Annotated in this window: 10 protein-coding genes and 1 pseudogene; 9 read left to right on the forward strand and 2 right to left on the reverse strand. The window is 67.4% G+C overall.

Annotated elements, in window-relative coordinates:
• Nucleotides 1–7 precede the first annotated feature (7 nt).
• The 8 genes and pseudogenes from ACIRVK_RS34385 to ACIRVK_RS34420 all read left to right on the forward strand — a co-directional run bounded on the left by ACIRVK_RS34385 (nucleotide 8) and on the right by ACIRVK_RS34420 (nucleotide 12,913).
• Nucleotides 8–313, forward strand: coding sequence for a hypothetical protein (locus tag ACIRVK_RS34385; RefSeq protein ID WP_404254115.1), 306 nt, complete (start codon nucleotides 8–10; stop codon nucleotides 311–313).
• Between the two features lie 316 nt (nucleotides 314–629).
• Nucleotides 630–5,141, forward strand: coding sequence for a phage tail tape measure protein (locus ACIRVK_RS34390; RefSeq protein ID WP_404254117.1), 4,512 nt, complete (start codon nucleotides 630–632; stop codon nucleotides 5,139–5,141).
• Nucleotides 5,141–6,040: a phage distal tail protein gene (locus ACIRVK_RS34395; RefSeq protein WP_404254119.1), complete on the forward strand. Its 900-nt coding sequence runs from the start codon at nucleotides 5,141–5,143 to the stop codon at nucleotides 6,038–6,040. Before ACIRVK_RS34390 ends, ACIRVK_RS34395 begins: the two co-directional genes overlap by 1 nt.
• Nucleotides 6,041–6,056: 16 nt before the next feature.
• Entirely contained in the window at nucleotides 6,057–6,986 is a 930-nt protein-coding gene (locus ACIRVK_RS34400) for a hypothetical protein (protein ID WP_404254121.1), read from the forward strand.
• Between the two features lie 55 nt (nucleotides 6,987–7,041).
• On the forward strand, nucleotides 7,042–8,145 hold the full coding sequence (locus ACIRVK_RS34405; RefSeq protein WP_404254123.1) for a hypothetical protein: 1,104 nt from the start codon (nucleotides 7,042–7,044) through the stop codon (nucleotides 8,143–8,145).
• Nucleotides 8,142–11,291 carry a hypothetical protein gene (locus ACIRVK_RS34410; RefSeq protein ID WP_404254125.1) on the forward strand — a complete coding sequence of 1,050 codons (3,150 nt, stop codon included), beginning with the start codon at nucleotides 8,142–8,144 and terminating at the stop codon, nucleotides 11,289–11,291. Before ACIRVK_RS34405 ends, ACIRVK_RS34410 begins: the two co-directional genes overlap by 4 nt.
• A gap of 66 nt (nucleotides 11,292–11,357) precedes the next feature.
• Nucleotides 11,358–12,077 (forward strand): hypothetical protein, encoded by a 720-nt coding sequence (locus tag ACIRVK_RS34415; RefSeq protein WP_404254127.1) that lies wholly within the window; start codon nucleotides 11,358–11,360, stop codon nucleotides 12,075–12,077.
• Nucleotides 12,078–12,141: 64 nt separating this feature from the next.
• Nucleotides 12,142–12,913, forward strand: a pseudogene (locus ACIRVK_RS34420) (transposase).
• Between the two features lie 14 nt (nucleotides 12,914–12,927).
• On the opposite strand, the gene ACIRVK_RS34425 reads toward ACIRVK_RS34420, so the two are convergent.
• Nucleotides 12,928–13,584 carry a hypothetical protein gene (locus ACIRVK_RS34425; protein ID WP_404254129.1) on the reverse strand — a complete coding sequence of 219 codons (657 nt, stop codon included), beginning with the start codon at nucleotides 13,582–13,584 and terminating at the stop codon, nucleotides 12,928–12,930.
• A gap of 271 nt (nucleotides 13,585–13,855) precedes the next feature.
• A complete protein-coding gene (locus ACIRVK_RS34430; protein WP_404254131.1) occupies nucleotides 13,856–14,128 on the reverse strand; it encodes a DUF3761 domain-containing protein in 273 nt (90 codons plus the stop codon).
• A 426-nt stretch (nucleotides 14,129–14,554) separates the two neighbouring features.
• Between ACIRVK_RS34430 and ACIRVK_RS34435 the strand changes: the two genes are divergently transcribed.
• Nucleotides 14,555–17,416 carry a PKD domain-containing protein gene (locus ACIRVK_RS34435; protein WP_404254133.1) on the forward strand — a complete coding sequence of 954 codons (2,862 nt, stop codon included), beginning with the start codon at nucleotides 14,555–14,557 and terminating at the stop codon, nucleotides 17,414–17,416.
• The last annotated feature ends 235 nt before the right edge of the window (nucleotides 17,417–17,651 follow it).

The following is a 17,651-nucleotide window of genomic DNA, read 5'->3' on the forward strand; positions in this document are numbered from 1 at the left end:
GGCCGAGATGGAGCTGTGCCACGCCTACGGACTCCCGCACTCGCAGTTCACGGGTGCGGGGGACGGCCGGTGGACGGCTTTGGACCGGGCGAAGGCGATGGCCTACCTCGGATACCAGCACAGCGTCTGCGAGACCTGCGGGACCCGGGCGGCGGAGTGGGACGAGAGCCAGGGCGGCGATCGCTTCGCCTACGTGGCCGAGCCCTACCGCTGTGTGGGCTGCGAGGTCATCGAGATGGAGCGCGGACACATTCCTGATGGACCAGATGCGCGGGGGCTCAAGATCGGGCTGAGGCCCAGAGAGGCATCCTGACGTGGCTGGTGCCTACACCCTGTATGTCAACCTGCTCGCCTCAACCGGCGGACTGTCAACCGGTCTACGACAGGGGGCTACCCAGCTTCGCGCGTTCGATGGCCAGCTGGACGGAACGACAGCTCGTCTGAACCAGGTGCGCGTGGCCGGTGACAATCTGGCCCGGGCTCAAGTGGCCGCGTCGGCGCAGATGGTTCGCTCCCAGGCGCAGGTGGCTCAGGCTGTGCAGCGGACCACCTTGCTCCAGGACCGCGCCGGCCGTGCACAGGCGGTGGCAGCGACAGCGGCTCGTCGTGCGGCAGCGGAACAGGCTGCGGTGGCGGCGACGGGAGAGCGCGCCGCACGGGCGCAGGCCCTGGCGCAGACAATGAACGCCCGCGCCCAGGCTACGGCTGGCGCCGGGGCCGTCGCCGCAGCACGTACCGCGGCCGCGGCTCAGACGGCCGCCGCCCGCGCTACCCAGGAGCACGCCGAAGCCCAACGGCGCGCGGCTGCGGCCCAGGCCACGGCGACGCGCGCCACCGGCCTCGCGGCATCGGCCGACGCCCGTGCCCTCTCCGCGGTCCGGATGCGGGACGAGGTACAGACCACCGCCGCGCGCAACGCGCAGCACCAGGCGCAGCAAGTCGCGCGGACCGAAGCCCAGTTGGCCGCCGCGCGGAGCGCCCAGGCGCGGACCGCGAAGAACGGCCTGCTCATTGGTGCCGCTCTCGGCGTCGGCGTGGCTCAGGCGATCTCGCTGGAGCGGGCGATGGCCAACGTGCTGACGATCTCCCAGCAGATCACGTCCGAGAACGTCGGAGCCTTCACCGATCAGATCGTCGAGCTGTCCACCGAGCTGCCGCAGACTGCCGACCAGCTCGCCGACGGCCTCTATCAGATCGTCTCGTCCGGATACGACGGCGCGGACGCCATGGAGATCCTCCAGGTCGCGGCTCGGGGTGCGGCAGCGGGTCTGACCACGACCGAGACCTCTGCCCGCGCCGTTCTCGGTGTACTGAACGCGTACGGCATGTCCGCGTCCGACGCCAGCGACGTCATGGACGTAATGTTCCAGACGGTCAACTACGGTGTCATTTCGTTCGAGGAACTGGCGCAGCAGCTCGGTGACGTCGTACCGATGGCGGCGGCGGCCGGCGTCGAGTTCGACGACATGAGCGCCGCTCTCGCCGCGATAACGCTGACCGGTATCCCCGCGGCCGAGGCTGTGACGGCCCTGAACATGCTCCTCACCCGCGTCATGAAGCCGACGCAGGACCTCAAGCAGGCCATCAAGGACCTGGGCTACGAGTCGGCCGCCTCCGCCGTCGAACAGGACGGCCTGTACGTGGTCGTGAACAAGTTGAACGGGGCGGCGGGCAACACCGCCGAGGGCATTGCGAACATGTGGAAGGACATCCGCGCCACACGTGCCGCCCTGGCCTTGGCCTCCGCCGGGGGACAGAACTACGCCAACACCTACGCGGGCATCGCCAACGAGGTGGCGCGCGCCGAAGCCACGCAGAAGGCGTACGCCCTCCAGACCGACACCGTCACCGGCCAGTGGCAGCTGGCTTCCAACCAGGCCCGTGCGCTCGCCATCGACGTCGGCCGGGCCCTGCTGCCGGCGCTCAAGGCCGTCGGGTCCGTCGTCCACACCGTCGTCGGCAGCATCGAGGACCTCCCTGGGCCGATGAAGTCCGTCCTCACGATGGTCACCGCGTCCGTTGTGGGACTGCTGTTGCTCCGGGCTGCCTACACGAAGGTCACCGTACAGATCGCGGCATTCCGTACCGCCCTGGCCGCTGCTCAGACTGGCGGGGCCGTGATGCCCGCCGTGCTGGCAGGTACCAGTCTCGCGGTCACGGGCCTTGCCGCTGTCCTCACCCTCGGTATCGCCGGGTACGCCGCCTACACCGCCTCCAAGCAGAAGGCGAAGGACGCGACCAATGAGCTGGTCCAAGCCTTGCAGCAGGAGCGAGAGGAAGCGACGACCGGTGCCAGCATCAACAAGCTGTACGACCAGCTCACCGCCGACGGCGCGCTGAAGGACCTCGAGAAGGTCGGCATCGGCACCACTGACGCGATCGACGCGATCACTTCTGGCGGGGCCAAGCTCGCCCTCCTCCAGAGCCGCCTGGAGCAGGACTCCTACGAGTACTCGCGTAAGGCGAAATCCGGTGATGCACCCGGCGACTACGAGAGCATCACCCAGTACTCCAAAGCGGAGAAGACCCTCGAAGAGCGCCACAAGATGTGGTCCGAGGCGGTGAAGAAGGAAGCCGAGATCGCCCAGCAGAAGGCGATCGTCGAGGCGAAGATCAAGCAGCAGGCGAAGACCAGCGGCGGCATCTTCGACCTGTTCTCCCTCGCGGACATCGACCGCACCGGTGCGCCCGAGATCACCGACGAGATGAAGGCACTCGCCGAGGCTGTTGGAGACGCCGTCGACCCGTCCCGAGCCTTCAGGGACGCACAGACCGCCGCGGCCGAGGCGATGCGCAAAGCCGGGAAGGACGCCGACACCGCCAAGGTCAAGCTGTCCGACTACATGAAGGAGCTGCACAAACAGCTCCAGGCGCAACGCGACTTCCAGGGCAACCTGTCCGAACTCGCGGTGTTCGGCTATGACGACCTGGCCGACCACTTCGCGGAACTCGGTGTGGACGCCGCACCGATGCTCAACGAGCTCGTCGGACAGCTGAAGAAGGGCAAGACGAAGGTCGCCGACGAACTGCGCGACATCGTGACGGAGGACGCGGAACGCTCCACGGAGGCCTACCGCCTCGGCCTGCAGAAGACTGCCGAGATCACCGAGAAGTACGGGAAGGAGATCGGCCGCGCCTGGGCCAAGGCATCGGAGCGCAACGACCCGGCCGCCTTCCAGAAGGTCACCGAGCAGATGGCCCTGATCGACCTGCGCAAGGCCGTGAAGAAGTCCGTCGGCGACGCACGCAGCGAGTTCGACCGCGGCATGGACCTCCTCGCAGAGGTTGCCAAGAAGAAGGGGAAGGACGCCGCCGGCGCCTTCCAGGACGCCCTTCTGTCAGGCGACACCGAACGAGCCATGGACACCCTCAAGAGCATCTGGGGAGCGGACGTACCTATCGGCGCGCCCGACCTTTCGAGGGTCGTGGCCGCGTTCTCCAAGGCGGGAAAGGATGCCAACGCCGAATGGTCCGGGGCCCTGGACCTCATCCGGCAAGTCGCGGCCACCAAGGGCACCGACGCCGCTGCGGCGTTGACGTCCGCGCTGCTCTCCGGCGACATGGCCGCGGTCAAGGCACAGCTCGACGCCATCGGGATATCGGTCCAGAACATCCCCGGCACCAAGTCGGTCACCGTCAACGTGTCCACGAACCAGCCGCCACCCGTCATCGTCCCGCTCGTACTCAAACGTCAGGCCACTTCCTGGGACCGCGACGCCAACGGCGTCCCCGACTCCATCCAGGCACCGAGCAAGCAAGCAAACGGCTCCGTGCTCGAGTTCTACGCCGGCGGAGGTGTCCGCGAGCGCGAGAACCACGTCGCACAGATCGCCAGGCAGGGAACGTGGCGAGTATGGGCCGAAGAAGCAGCAGGCCCTGAGGCGTACATACCGCTCGCCCACAACAAGCGCACCCGGTCACGGGCGATCACCGAGGAGGTTGTCCGGCGCCTCGGCGGCAAGAACGTCGACTGGTACGCCGACGGAGGACTGACCGGCTGGTCCTACAGCTCCTCGGGCTCGACAGAACTGGTCTCGATCTCGTCGGTCCGCGCGGACTCGATGCGGACGGTGAAGAAGGGCGGCAAGGAGACCGAGGTCTTCGACCTGACGCTGTTCCAGAAGAACCTCGACAAGGCGGTGAAGAGCGCCCAGCGATGGCGCAAGGACCTCGCCACCGTCGCCCGGCGCGCCGGCCAGGACGTCGCCGATGCCCTCAAGGACATGGGGAAGGACGGCGTGGAGCTCACCCACAAGATGGCCACCGGCAGCTCCAGGTACGTCACGGAGATGACCAAGGACCTGGAGAAGCTGGGCGTGGTCGCGCGAGCCACGCTGTCCGACTACACCACCCAGCTCAAGCAGGCCGTCAAGGACCAGGCCGCGTTCGAGAAGAACCTCTCCAAGCTCGCAGCCATGGGCTACGGCGACTTGGCGACGATGCTCGCCGAGCAGGGAGACAAGGACGCGGAGGACGTCGCCGCCGAAGCTGCCAAATCCCCGAGCAAGGCCAAGAACGCCAACACCCAGGCCAAGGCCGCCTCGAATGCCATCCCGGACGATGACCTTTCGGACCTCGTGGCGATCATCTCCGCGATCACCTCCAACAAGGCCGGTATCCACGATGTCGCCGAGAAGACAGAACTCGGCGAGGACCGAATCATCGAGATCGCCACGCTCGGCCGGACCCGTATCAAGGACGCGCTGGGGAAGAAGGCCACCCGCTTCCTGTCCGACCTGGACAAGGCCAACAAGCAACTCGCGTACGAGGACGGCGGCATCAGGACCGGTCTATACGCCACCAGCAACGGGATCATTCGCTTCGCCGAGCCGTCCACCGGGGGAGAGGCGTATCTGCCGCTCGGCGTGAACAAGCGGCGATCAGCGACGGCAGTCCTGGCGGACGTGGCGAACAGGTTCGGCTACCAGCTCACCCCCGCGGGTGACAGCGGCCTCGTACGACTCGTCGACGCCCGTCCCGCCCCGGTCCAAGTCGTCGTCGTCCGGGAAGAGCGGCCCGCCGCACTCGTCGGGTCCATGCCCGTGACCGTCAACGGTGGCGCCGACGCCAAAGCAGCCGATCGTGTCGGCACAGAGATCATGCGGCGTCTTCGGAACGCCCAGCGAGGAGGCCGTCTCTGATGGCGACGATCACCCAAGAGTGGCAAGTCGACTTCGCCGGTGTCCTCCTGGGCCCCGGAACGCGATACCCCGTCGGCGACATCACGGGCTTCGGAACGCCCAAAGCCCGCTCTCAGGACGTCGAGTTGCCGACCGAGGACGGCGCGTTCCCCGGTGTGGACTACTACGGCACGCAGACGGTGACCATCGAGGCAGGCATCCGCACACCGGGAGATCCGGCCGCCGCTGCCGATGCCCTGGCTGAGCTGAAGCGTGCCGCGTCGGACCCAACGACGCGGAAGACCGCAGGGGCCTTGCAGACCCTCCGTGTGTTCTGGCCGGGCCGTGACAGGCCCAAGCGCGTGCTGGGAAGGATTCGCGACGTTGAGCCGGTGTCCATGGCGCAGGCCGTGTTCGGCTGGATTCCGTTGAACCTGGTATTCGAAGTCACCGACCCGGTATGGCAGGGAGAGCCCGAGCAGCAGGTCACTCTTCCCCTCGCGCGCAGGGACGACGACGGAGGGTTCACCGCTCCGGTGACCGCGCCGATCACAACCGGCGTATCCAATCCCGATGAGCGCCCCGGGTGGGTGACCAACGCAGGCGACTTGGCCGCCTGGCCTTCCCTGAAGATCAAAGGCCCGGTCGTGAACCCCCGCATCTGGATCACGGAGACGGGCCGCGTCCTCGAGTTCGCGCTGACCCTCGGCGAGATAGACACCCTCCAGATCGACACGCGCCCCGGAACACGCTGGGTCCTGCGCAACGGCGGCAACGTCGCAACAGCCTTGTCCGCTGTATCCCGCCTGGACCTGTTCCAGATCCCGCCAGGAACGAGCGAAATCCGGTGGACCGGCGCGGACTACACCAACTCCACACGCCTCGCGGTGTCGTGGCGCGATGCCTACACCGCCCTGTAAAGGAGACCACTCTCAGATGGCACTGATCCAGCCGCCGATGCTGACCCACGGGGGCACTCACCCAGCGAGGGCCTTCCGGATGATGGTCCGCGACCTGGCCTCCGGCAACCAAGGGGTGACCGAAGGGAACGACGTGAAGGTCCGAGAGTGGGCGACCCCCGGCGCCGGCGTCCGCGTCGGCGACGGATCCGCCGTCATCACGGGGGCCGCGTGGGGCCAGGGCTCCTACACGCAGTACAACGTGGGCGACGCCGTCGTCCCGATCGCCCCCACGGGCTCATCAGCGCGATCCGATCTCATCTGCCTGCGCGTTGAGGACCCGGAGTACGAAGGCAACCGTGATCCGGCAGCCGACGAGATCGGCTATTTCCATGTCGTCTCCGGAGTGTCCGCCACGGCGAAAACGGTGCCATCCGGCATGACGGCGATCCCCCTGGCCCGCATCGACATTCCAGCCAACACTGCGACGATCACTGACGCGTTGATCGTCGACCTACGAGCCATCGCGAACCCGCGCCGCGACCGAAGGCTGTACACCGCCTTTCCCGGCACGCCCAGCGAACTGAAGTACTCCGACGACAAATGGCACACGTGGCCGACGGCCGCCAAGTGGTTCATCCCTGTGCCCGCCTGGGCGACCAACACGAAGATCGTCACGACCATCGCCGGGCTGCGTCTGACCCGGGCGGACGTGTACGCGCGGATGCAGCACGTCCTGGGCACCCTCCCGGGCCAGGACACAGCCATCGACGACGACCAAGGGAACGGTACCCGCCGCAACACCGTCGTCATCGCGGACAACATCACGGTGACCGCCGGCCTGCGTGGCACCACTCAGACCCTGTACGTGCAGACGTACATGTCGAAGAGCGAGACCGGAGACCTGGCGGTGGACGCCGCCACCTCGATCGTCGCGGACGTCGAATTCACCGAGGGCGTCATCTGACCGACGCCTGAACGTACCCACCATCACGGCGCGGGGGAGAGCAAGGACGCGCCCGATGGCATCGCCGTCGTACCGCTACCTCACCACCGACGCACTCACCAACAAGGTCCTCGCCTGGGACCTGCCCCTGACCGGCGTCGAGTTCGGGCCCGCACTGTCCGCGACCGGCAGCCTCACGGGCGCGGTCGAACCCCGCCTCGCCCACCTCGTCCGCTCCCAGCTGGACCCTGGCAACACCAAGATCTACGCCGAGCGTGACGGTCGGCTGCTGTGGGGTGGCCTGATCTGGCGAGCCGACCCCCAGGGCCAGCAGCTCAACATCGAAGCATCCGGCTGGGGTTCCTACCCCTACCGGCGCTACGACCTCCACGGCCAGCTCAACGCACGCGGTCCCTACACCTACGCGGACCCGTGCAAGGTCATCCGCGACGTGTGGGCGTACTGCCAGGAGACGCCGGACGGCCAGCTCGGTGTCCAGGTCGACAACACGACCTCGAAGGTCACCGTCGGGACTCCGGAGGACCCCTACCGGATCGACTGGTGGGACACCCCCTCGCTCGGTGACGTCATCTCGGACATGGTCGCCGTCGAAGGCGGTCCCGAGTGGACCGAAGAAGCCACCTGGCAGAACGGCACGCCGCAGGGTCGCGTCCGAATCGGCTGGCCCCGCCTCGGCCGCCGCCGCACGGACATCCACTTCGAGTCCGGCGTGAACGTCGTCAAGGCCGTCCCTGTCGAGTACGACGCCGACAACCTGGCCCAGGTCGTCATCGCGCTCGGCGCCGGCGAGGGCCGCAACCGGCGCCGAGCCATCGACGCGGTACGGGACGGTCGGCTGCGCCTGGAGCAGCTACTCGAGGTACCGGAGGAGAAGGCGAACGACCGGCTGGCCGCACGCGCTCGCACGGAACGCATCTCCCGCCAGGTCATCGGCGAAGTCACCGAGATCACCATCCGCGACCACCCCGCGGCCCGCTTCGGGTCCTGGCAGATCGGCGACGACGTACGGGCCCGGGTCCACGACCAGTGGACCGAGTTCGACGCCTGGTCCCGCATCGTCGGCTGGCAGATCAGGCCCGCCTCCGGCGAGGACCCCGAGCAGGCCGTCATCCAACTCCAGCGCGCAGACCGCTTCACCTACGGGGGAGGCACCGCGTGAGCCGCGACATCGCCCGCCTGGCCGCCCGCGTCGCCGTCCTGGAACGGCAACTGGCCCGCACCACCCGCACCGCACGCATGGCGTACTCGTCCATCGAGGACGGCGCGATCGAGGTCTACGACCGGGACGGCACCCTGCGCGGCAGCCTGGGCCTCCAAGACGACGGCACCGTCGGCTTCATCGCCCACAACGGGCCGCCACCCCCGACCCCCACGCCGCCGGTGGTCGAGTCCGCACTGTCCGGGCTCACCGTGACCTGGCCCGGAACGTGGATGGGCGCCGAGGCAGCTCCGCTCGATCTGGCCGAAGTCCAGGTCCACCTGTCGACGACCGCCGACGCCGAACCGGACACCAGCAGCCCCGTGGCCGCCTTCCAAACGGCCATGGGCGGAAGCATCACCATCGCCACCGACACCTACACCTCGCTGTTTGTGCGCCTTATCGCGGTCAACACCTCCGGTACGGCCGGAGAGCCCTCCACCGCTGTGCAGGGACAGGCCCGGAGGGCCGTCCCTGACGACCTCGTCAACGCGATCATCGACGAAACCAAGCTCGCCCGCGGGGCGGTCACCGACGCGGCCCTCGCACTCGGGGCCGTCAAGTCCACCGCGCTCGCGGACGGCGCGGTGCTCGCCGAGAAGCTCGCCGCCAACTCCGTGACGTTGGGCAAGGTCGCGAGCGGTGCGATCACCCTCAGCGCGCTCGGCGGCGCTCTCGCGGACGCCACCGGCCAGCGCCTCGTCGACACGATGGGCGAGGCCGCCGCCTGGCAGACCACCGACCAGGGCAGCGGCGCGACGTGGACGCACCTTACCGGGGTGCCGGACGCGCCCACCGGTCGGAACGTCGGTGAGGCCCGCGGCTTCGTCCGGCTCCGTGGCACAACCCTCGTCCCTTATGAGCCCGGCGTCCTGTACAGGATCAGTGCCCGGGTAAAAGCCACGGCCCAACTGACCGCCGGCCCGGACGCGTTCTACGTCGGCGTGCTCGGCGTGGGCGCAGACCAGACCACCCTGGTCAACCGCGTCGGGGTGAACTCCCCGAACAGTCACTACTACACCGCGGCGTCGTATCGATCGCTGCCGACCACGGACGGCTGGGTCACGGTCGTCGGGTACTTGAAGGATCGCGCCACCGCAGGCTCCGCCGAACCCAACAACGACCCGCGCACGCCCGGGGCCGTGCACGACGCCGTTCGGTACATCACCCCCTACCTGTGGCTGAACTACAACTCGATGGGCGTCTCCGGTTCTCCGGCCGTCATGCAGGTCGACGCCGTTGCCATCGAGGCGCTGAAGACTGGGATCGTCGACGCTAGCAACCTCGTGAGCGGTTCGGTGACCGCCGCTGCGCTCGCGGCTGACTCGGTGATCGCCGGGAAGGTCGCCGCCGACGCGATCACGGGCCGCGAGATCGCCGCGAACTCGGTCACGGCGACCGAGATCGCGGCGGCCTCGATCTCCGCTGACAAACTGGTCGTCGCGGGCGGCACCAACGTGCTCGGCGACCCTTCGTTCGAGGGCGCCTACACCGCGGCGATCGCCATGAACGTATGGTCCGTCGTCTCCGGCGGCAACGGCTCCGCGAAGGCCCTCTGCGTCGACGCCACGGCGACGGCCGCCACGACACGGTCCCTGAATCTCACATCGATGCCGATCCTGAGCGGAGAGCAGCTCTACCTCGCCATCGATGCCCACGCCTCCACCGACTGGGCTGGAGGCGCGCTTAAGTTCTACGCCCGGTGGCAGGACGGCACCGGGGCCACCGTCGGCTTCGGCGTCGCCCAGGTCGACGTCCCAACTCGCGGCTCGTGGCAGCGCGTCGCCGCCACCGTCACGGCGCCAGCCAACACCACTACAGCGACAGTCTGGGTGGAGACCTACCAGTCGACCGCCGGAGCCGTGCTGTGGGACAACGCCGTCGTCCGACCGGTGGTCCCGGGCGTGCAAATCGCCGACGGCGCCGTCACTGCACCCAAGATCGTCGCCGGAGCGGTAACCGCAGGGAAGATCGCGGCCTTGGCCGTCACGGCCGAGAAGATCGCGGGATTGTCTGTCACCACGGACAAGCTGAACGCACTGTCCGTCACGGCGGACAAGATCGCGGCCAACGCCGTGACGGCAACGAAGATCTCGGCGGGTGCGATCGAAGCGACTCATATCAAGGCCGGGGCAATCACGGCCGACAAGCTCGACGCCGACGCTGTCAACGGCAAGACGATCAACGGAGCCGTCCTCACCGGCAGCACCATCCAAACTGCCGCGAGCGGCCAGCGAGTCGTCATTAGCCCCGGAAACACCAATCCGGAGACCGGATCGATTGAGTTCTATTCCGGCAGCGCCGACGAGTCAGCTCCAGCAGAACTCGATACCGCCATCGCGTACGCCTCGGATTCCTCCGGTACCTACGAAGTTCCGAGCGTTGCGCTCAGCGCCCCCAAGGTGACTGGTTCGAGCCAAGAGACCGGGTTGTCCCTGCAGAGCCATGTCCCGGGCTATTCAGGAGGACTCTTCAACCTCTATGCAAACGATCTGGGCGGCAACGGGGTTGCCTACATCAACGGGCACGGCGCTGATACATCGGCCGCCGGATCATCCATCTATCTGCACGTCCGCGATGCTCCGTCCGCATCTGCCCAGTCCACCGCCAAGCTCACATCCAGCGGGTTCGCCATCGACCGAGACCTCAGCGTCAACGGGAGGTCCCAAGGGCGTGGATTCGTAGCGCAGAAGACCGCGACCAGCAACGTCACGTTCTCCGGCACGGAGACGGCCCTCATCACCACCGGAGGTATCACGTTCAAGAGCGGCCGTGCCTACCGTGTCTCCCTCTCGGCCTTGCACAGCGCGGCGAGCGACAGCTACGCGCTGTACCGAATCCGAAAGAACTCCGTGGCGGGGATGATTTACAAAGATCAGATTCGGGTCAACAACCTGCAAGCCTCTTCTTCGAACGCGGCCGTTTCTGTCCAGACCATACTGACCAATACGACCGGCAGTGACGTCACCGCCGCGTTGTGTTGGACCGGAGTGCAGGGCGGAGTTGCACAGACCTGGACGCTCGCCGCCAACAGCAGCAACGTCGCCTACTTGCTGGTGGAGGACTGCGGGTCCGCCGACGACTACATCGGCCAGGCCATTACCTAAAGGTTGTCCCGCTATGCGTATGAGGTGGCAGGTACAGGCTGTGGGAGTAACGGCCATACTCAACCTGTGACGATCACGGATGTTGACGGTCTACTGCCAGACCCGTGGGATCTGTTGGCGGGGACCGACTGGGCTTCGCTCGAACATGCCTGTGGGTCGGCTGCAGGAACGCCTGCTCTGCTGGCCGGGCTGTTGGCGGACGACGCCGGCACTCAGGCCAGGGCTCTGCGGCACCTCGACGATCCGGTACATCACCAAAACACGCTCTACTCGGCGACCGTGTCTGCAGCTGCGTATGTGGCGGCGATCCTCAGGGACCCGCGCACGGACACCCCGGTGGTCGACAATGACGGCAGGACCCTTCCGTTGCGCGCCGCCTTGCTGAACTGGCTCGAGTCGGTGGCCACCGAGGTCGGCAGCGAGGCAGAGGCGCACATGGCACGCGTGGGGCTTTGCCTGGAGGAACATCCCGAGTCCGTGCAGGTCCGGGCACTGCGTCCCGGGCTCTTCCAAGCTGTGACTGCTTTCCTCCACGCTCCGGACCCCGCCGTCCAGGAAGCGGCCATTGCTGCAGCTGTTCCGCTCCTGGACGCCCCGGAGCTCGTTCAGCAGCGTGCTCTTCTCACACCGCTGGTCCGCGATGTGCTGCTCTCCAGCGACAACCGTTCGTATCGCTCTATTGCCGGCCGAGCTCTCAAGTCCTGGGGAGAGAGGACAGGTTTGCTGCCTGACGCGCGGGACGAGGACCTGTGGGCGGGCGGCTGCAGCAGCGAACCGCCCTTTTGATCTCGGTCTCCACAGAGAAGAGGGTGATCACCTCTCCCTGCCGATGTGATACCATGATCACGCTGTGGCTGGTGTGATCACGGCGTCGGAGCCCTCCTGGATAGCCCCGTTCAGCGGACTGAGCCCGCGCGTTTTCTACAAGCTGATCACTGCGTTACGACGGGAAGGCGCGGACCCGATACGCAAAGGCCGCCCCTGGAGCCTGCCTTTGGAGGACCGTGTGCTGCTGGTGACAACCTACTGGCGCACGAACTTGACCCTGCGGCAGCTGGCACCGCTGTTCGGTATCTCGAAGTCTGCAGCTGACCGCATCATCGATCATCTCGGGCCGTTGCTCGCACTCCGGCCCCGCCTGCGGTTCGGCAAGGGCGCGGTACTCATCGTGGACGGGACTCTCGTGCCTACGCGCGACCACACGATCGCCGAGCAGTCGAAGAACTACAGGTATTCGACGAACCATCAAGTCGTCATCGATGCCGACACCCGGCTCGTGGTCGCGGTCGGCCGACCGGTGCCCGGCAACCGCAACGACTGCAAGGCGTGGGCCCTTTCGGGCACGAAGGACGCCGTTGGCAGGACCACGGTCATCGCGGACGGCGGCTACACGGGGCACCGGGCTGGTCATCCCACACCGCCGCGAACGCGGCCAGACTGAACTCCCGGCCTGGAAGGAGGAACACAACGTCTCCCACCGCAAAGTCCGCGCCCGCGTCGAACACGCCTTCGCCCGTATGAAGAGCTGGAAGATCCTCCGTGACTGCCGCCTGAAAGGCACCGGCGTCCACCACGCCATGCTCGGCGTCGCCCGCCTGCACAACCTTGCCCTCGCCGGATAGAGACGACGACCAGCTCAGGCGAGTTCGCCAGCCATACCGACCAGCGGAGGCGGCGTGTGGCGCGGCCATCGCACGCCTGCGTGTTCCGACGCGGCGGCTCGGAACGCCTCCATCAGAACGCACCCCGGATACGTCCCGAAGACTGTGTACTCCCAGCGGTAATAACACGACCAGTAGCTCACCACGCGTCGCTCCGTGCGCGCGAAGAAGGCTGGATTCCGGGCGATGAACTCCCCATAGAGCCTGCGCTGGGCTGAGCTCGGGACAGTGAGCCCGGCCAGCCCCTGCCTGATCACGTCAAGGATCTCCAGCACGTACTCGCCGGCCAACTGCAGCACGAACGGGACCACCCATGGTTCCCCTGACGCCACGATCTGTTCGAGGTGGCGCTGCCGGACCCGGCCATCACTGTGCCGGGAGTACAGGCAATGCAAGATCAACTGCTGGGTTCCGGTCAGGGAGCACTCGAAGTAGGCGCCCGGCTCCTCGTTGTAGATGCGCGAGGGAATGGCGACCGTCTCTCCCTGGATCTCAACCTCGAAGGGCTCCATCGGCGCGAGCCTGGCGTCCGGCATGACCGCCAGGACACTCTGCATGTCACCAGCAAGCCAGGTCGGAAACGCGGCCGCCAGGACATGGTCGACGTTCGATGGATCCCGCGGCAGGTGCACAACACGAGGATAGGCCGCGAGCCCCTCGATCCCCCGACCGCCCACCTCAGCGTTGCGGGACAAGCCTTAGGCCAGCACGTCGCCGCTGCTGCGGAGGCTGCCGCAGCAGCGGCTGGCGCTGTTGGGCGGGGCGGTGGCGGTGGCATCGGCCCTGGACGTCGCGCATCCCTTTAGAACCGTGGTGCTGGCGAACTCGTTTGCCGCCCGGCGGGAACTCGAGGGACGGCAGACCCACGAGGCGGGTGACCCTGCGCCGCAGGAGCCGGGTGGCCTACTTGAACCAGTACCGGACGCCTCGGTGGTGTGAGCAGGTGCCCTGCGCGTGCCGCGAGTACGAGAGGGAAGCGTCGTTGCATTTCGCCGTCTCGTACTTGTCCTTCGGCTTTTGGTGGTGCGTCCAGCCGCACTGTCCGGTGGTGTGGTGGATGCAGTGGTGGGCCGTGTTGGTCGACGGCAGCGGTGTCGCCGCGGATGCGGCCGGCGCGCTGTAGAAGACGCCCGCCAGGGCGATGGCGACAGCTGAGGCGGCAAGTCGTGTACGCAAAGGAGTCCCCCTGAAGTGACGAAGTGCAGCGGGAGTTTATAGCGGTTTGAACGGCTTGCGGGCCGATACGGGCCAGCCCGGCGGTGATGTCGGCCCGTAGGGACCTCCGGCAGGCACTGTCCCCGGCCTGGAGGCGGTTCTGGATCGGTGAGGCTGGCTCCGCCGCTATGGCGGAAGCGGCGGAGCCAGCCTCGCTGTTGAACCGGAGTGGTCAACTTCTGTTGTTCCTCCGGTTGGCGGAAGCTCTGGTTTGATCAAAATTAACTTCAAGCCTTCGGGATGGCGGCACCCAAATCGCATACATTCGCGAATCTGTACTCCCGAACTGCCTTAGTCTTCCCATCGGTTCCAGCTGACACGGTTGGATTTCACAGGCCGTGCGCGCCGACTTCCGACGCCCTGATCGGCCGGGGGGAGCACGCGCATATGAGACGCAGACAACCGTTGGTGGCGTCCACCGTCCTGGCGGTCCTGCTCGGCGGCTGCTTCGGGGCTGGATCCGCCCACGCGAACACCGCCGCCGCCACGGCACTGTACGTCGACGACGCCGCCAACTGCAGCGACACCGGCCCCGGCTCGCAGGCGGAGCCCTTCTGCCAGATCCAGCCTGCCGCGCAGGCCGCGGCTCCGGGCGACATCGTTCACATCGCGGGCAGCAACACCGCCTACGCTCCGGTGACCATCGCCTCCATGGGCACCGCGGACGCGCCCATCACGTTCATCGCCGCAACCGGCACCGGAACAGAAGTCAAAGTGGCGGGCCAGCAGACGACGGCGATCACCTTCTCCGGCGCCCAGTACGTCGACATGGCCGGGATTGAAGCCGGATCGAGCGGTGCCACCGCCCTTGCGTTCGCGGATGCGCAGCACGTCACCTACCGCGTCGCCACCGTGAGGACCGGCGCCACCACGGCGACGACTCCGGCGATCGCGGTCGACGGTTCCTCCTCGGGCATCGCACTCACCCGTGATCTGGTCCTCACGACCAGGGGTCTCGGCTTCGCCAGTGCGCCCGGAGCGCAGGACGTCACGCTCGCCGACGACCACTTCGACTGGGACGTGGGTGGCGGCATCACGGCCGTGGGCACCACGGGCATCCATCTCGCCGGCGACACCGTCTCGACCCTGTGCGGAAACGCCATCAGCCTGACCGGCGGCACGTCCGGGTCGGTGGAGAACACCGTCGTCATGCCAGCCGGGACCACAACCTGCTCCCGCACCGACACACCGGCCGAGATCACCGTGGACGCCGCCTCCGCCACCCACGTCACCGCCGACTACAACGCGCTCAACCCGCTGTCGACCGGAACCGACTACGACTGGGCCGGCACCGCCTACGCCACCAAGCAGGCCTTCCAGGCCGGGACCGGGCAGGGCACCCACGACCTGGACCAGACGAATGTGACCATCCCCGTGCAGGGGTCGCTGAGCGAGCACTCACCGCTCATCGACTCGGCCGACGCAGGCGCCCCGGGCGAACTCTCCACGGACTACTACGGCAGACCCAGGGTGAACGACCCGCTGGTCGGCGACACCGGAACCGGTGACAGCTCCTACGACCGTGGTGCGACGGAGTTCCAGGATCCGCTCAGGGTGAGCGGGATCGACATGGGCCGCTACCCGAACGGCTACGTCGGTGTTCCCACCACCGCCACGGCACAGATCAGCAATCCATGGTCGGACTCGCTCGACAGCTTCACGTACGCCTTCGACTTCGGAGACGGCACCACCGCTGCGTCCACCAGCGGCTCGGCCACCCACACCTACACCCAGGCCACCGGCAACAGCTACAACAACGTCTCGGTGGTGGTGCACAAGGCCGACGGCACACGCCTCGGCTCCGCCGACGACTCGTACCAGGTCGACCCTCTACCGGCCCTCACCTCGACCGTCGGCTGTGCGACCAGCCCCTCGGCGCCGGAAACCGCCCGCTGCTCCTACGACATCAACTTCGATCCCTACACGATCACGAGTGACCAGATCAGTTTTGGTGACGGCGCGTCGGCTTCCCCCACTGCCCTCAGCGACACGGTGGAGCACACCTACAAAGCCCCCGGCACGTACACCGTCACGCAGAAAATCACCGACTCCGGCGGGCGGACCACCACCGCCACCACCAGGACCACCGTCGGCGCGGCCTTTGTCGGCACCGAAAACCGCATCCTCGACACCCGGTACGGCATCGGTGCGGCTCAACGGCGGGTCGGTCCCGGCGCTGTGCTGCGCCTGAAGATCCTTGGTGTGAGCGGCATCCCCACCAGCGAAGTCACCGCGGTGACCATGAACGTCACCGACACCGACGCCACCGCGAGCAGTGTGGTCACCGTCTACCCCGACGGCACCACCCGCCCGACCGCCTCCGACCTCAACTTCCAGGCCGGGCAGACCAACCCCAATCTGGTCACGGTCAAGGTGGGTAAAGACGGTTACGTCGACCTCTACAACGCCCACGGCTACGTCGACCTCATCGCCGACCTGGAGGGCTACTACACCACCACGTCCAGCACCACCGACGAGCGCATGTCCACCCTCGCCGCGATGACCCCGACCCGGGTACTGGATACCCGCTCCGGTGTCGGCGCCCCCAAGGCCAAGGTCGGACCCGGCAGCGTCACCACCGTCACCCTGCCCGCCTACGCACGGGGGCTCGCCACGGTCGGTGCCGTCCTCGACGTCACGGTGACCGGCGGCACCAGCAACGGCGTGATCAGCGTCTACTGCGGCTTCGGCTCGCCGCCGCAGTCGTCCAGCCTGAACTATCGCGCCGGACAGACGGTCTCCAACCTGGTCGTGCCGACCGTCTGCGCGGGCGGAAAGTTCGAGATCTACAACAGTGCCGGGCACGTCAACCTGATCGCCGACCTCCAGGGCCTGTACACCAACGAGTTCGCCGGTGACCCCAACGCCGACCCCACCGCCCCCTCGGGAACCCCGTTCGTGGCCACCGCCCCCACCCGCTTCCTGGACACCCGCAACGGCACCGGCGCCTCCGCCAAGCCGATCGGAGCCGGCGGCACCCTCGCGGTCAAGGTCGCAGGCATCGGTGGGATACCGCTCGGCGCGAGCGCAGTGCTGGTCAACCTCACCGGCACCGGACCGACGACCGCCACCCACCTCACCGCCTTCGGCGACGGCAGCATGCCCAACGTCTCCAACCTCAACCTGACCACCGGCGAGACCCGCCCGGTCCTCGCCGTCGTCCCCATCGACACAAACGGCAACATCCACATCCACAACGCCAACGGCTCCGTCAACGTCATCGCCGACCTGGAAGGCTATTACGGCTGACGCGCACCCACCAGTCGCAGCGTGCGCGGAGGCGCTGTCTCAGCAGCGCCTCCGCCGTCTTTCGCCCGCACGCACCACCGCGCGGACATACAGGTAGGAATCGTGTCGCCAGCCGCAACCGGTGGAACCACACCGCCGACTCCGCAGGCCGGGTATAGCGTCGTTGAGCCAGTCGCCTGGGATCAGGTCACGAACGCGGTCGTGGTCTTCCGCCGTCCGGCTGCAAGCGAGGATG

Source organism: Streptomyces sp. NPDC101152, from assembly GCF_044768275.1.
Classification (GTDB): domain Bacteria; phylum Actinomycetota; class Actinomycetes; order Streptomycetales; family Streptomycetaceae; genus Streptomyces.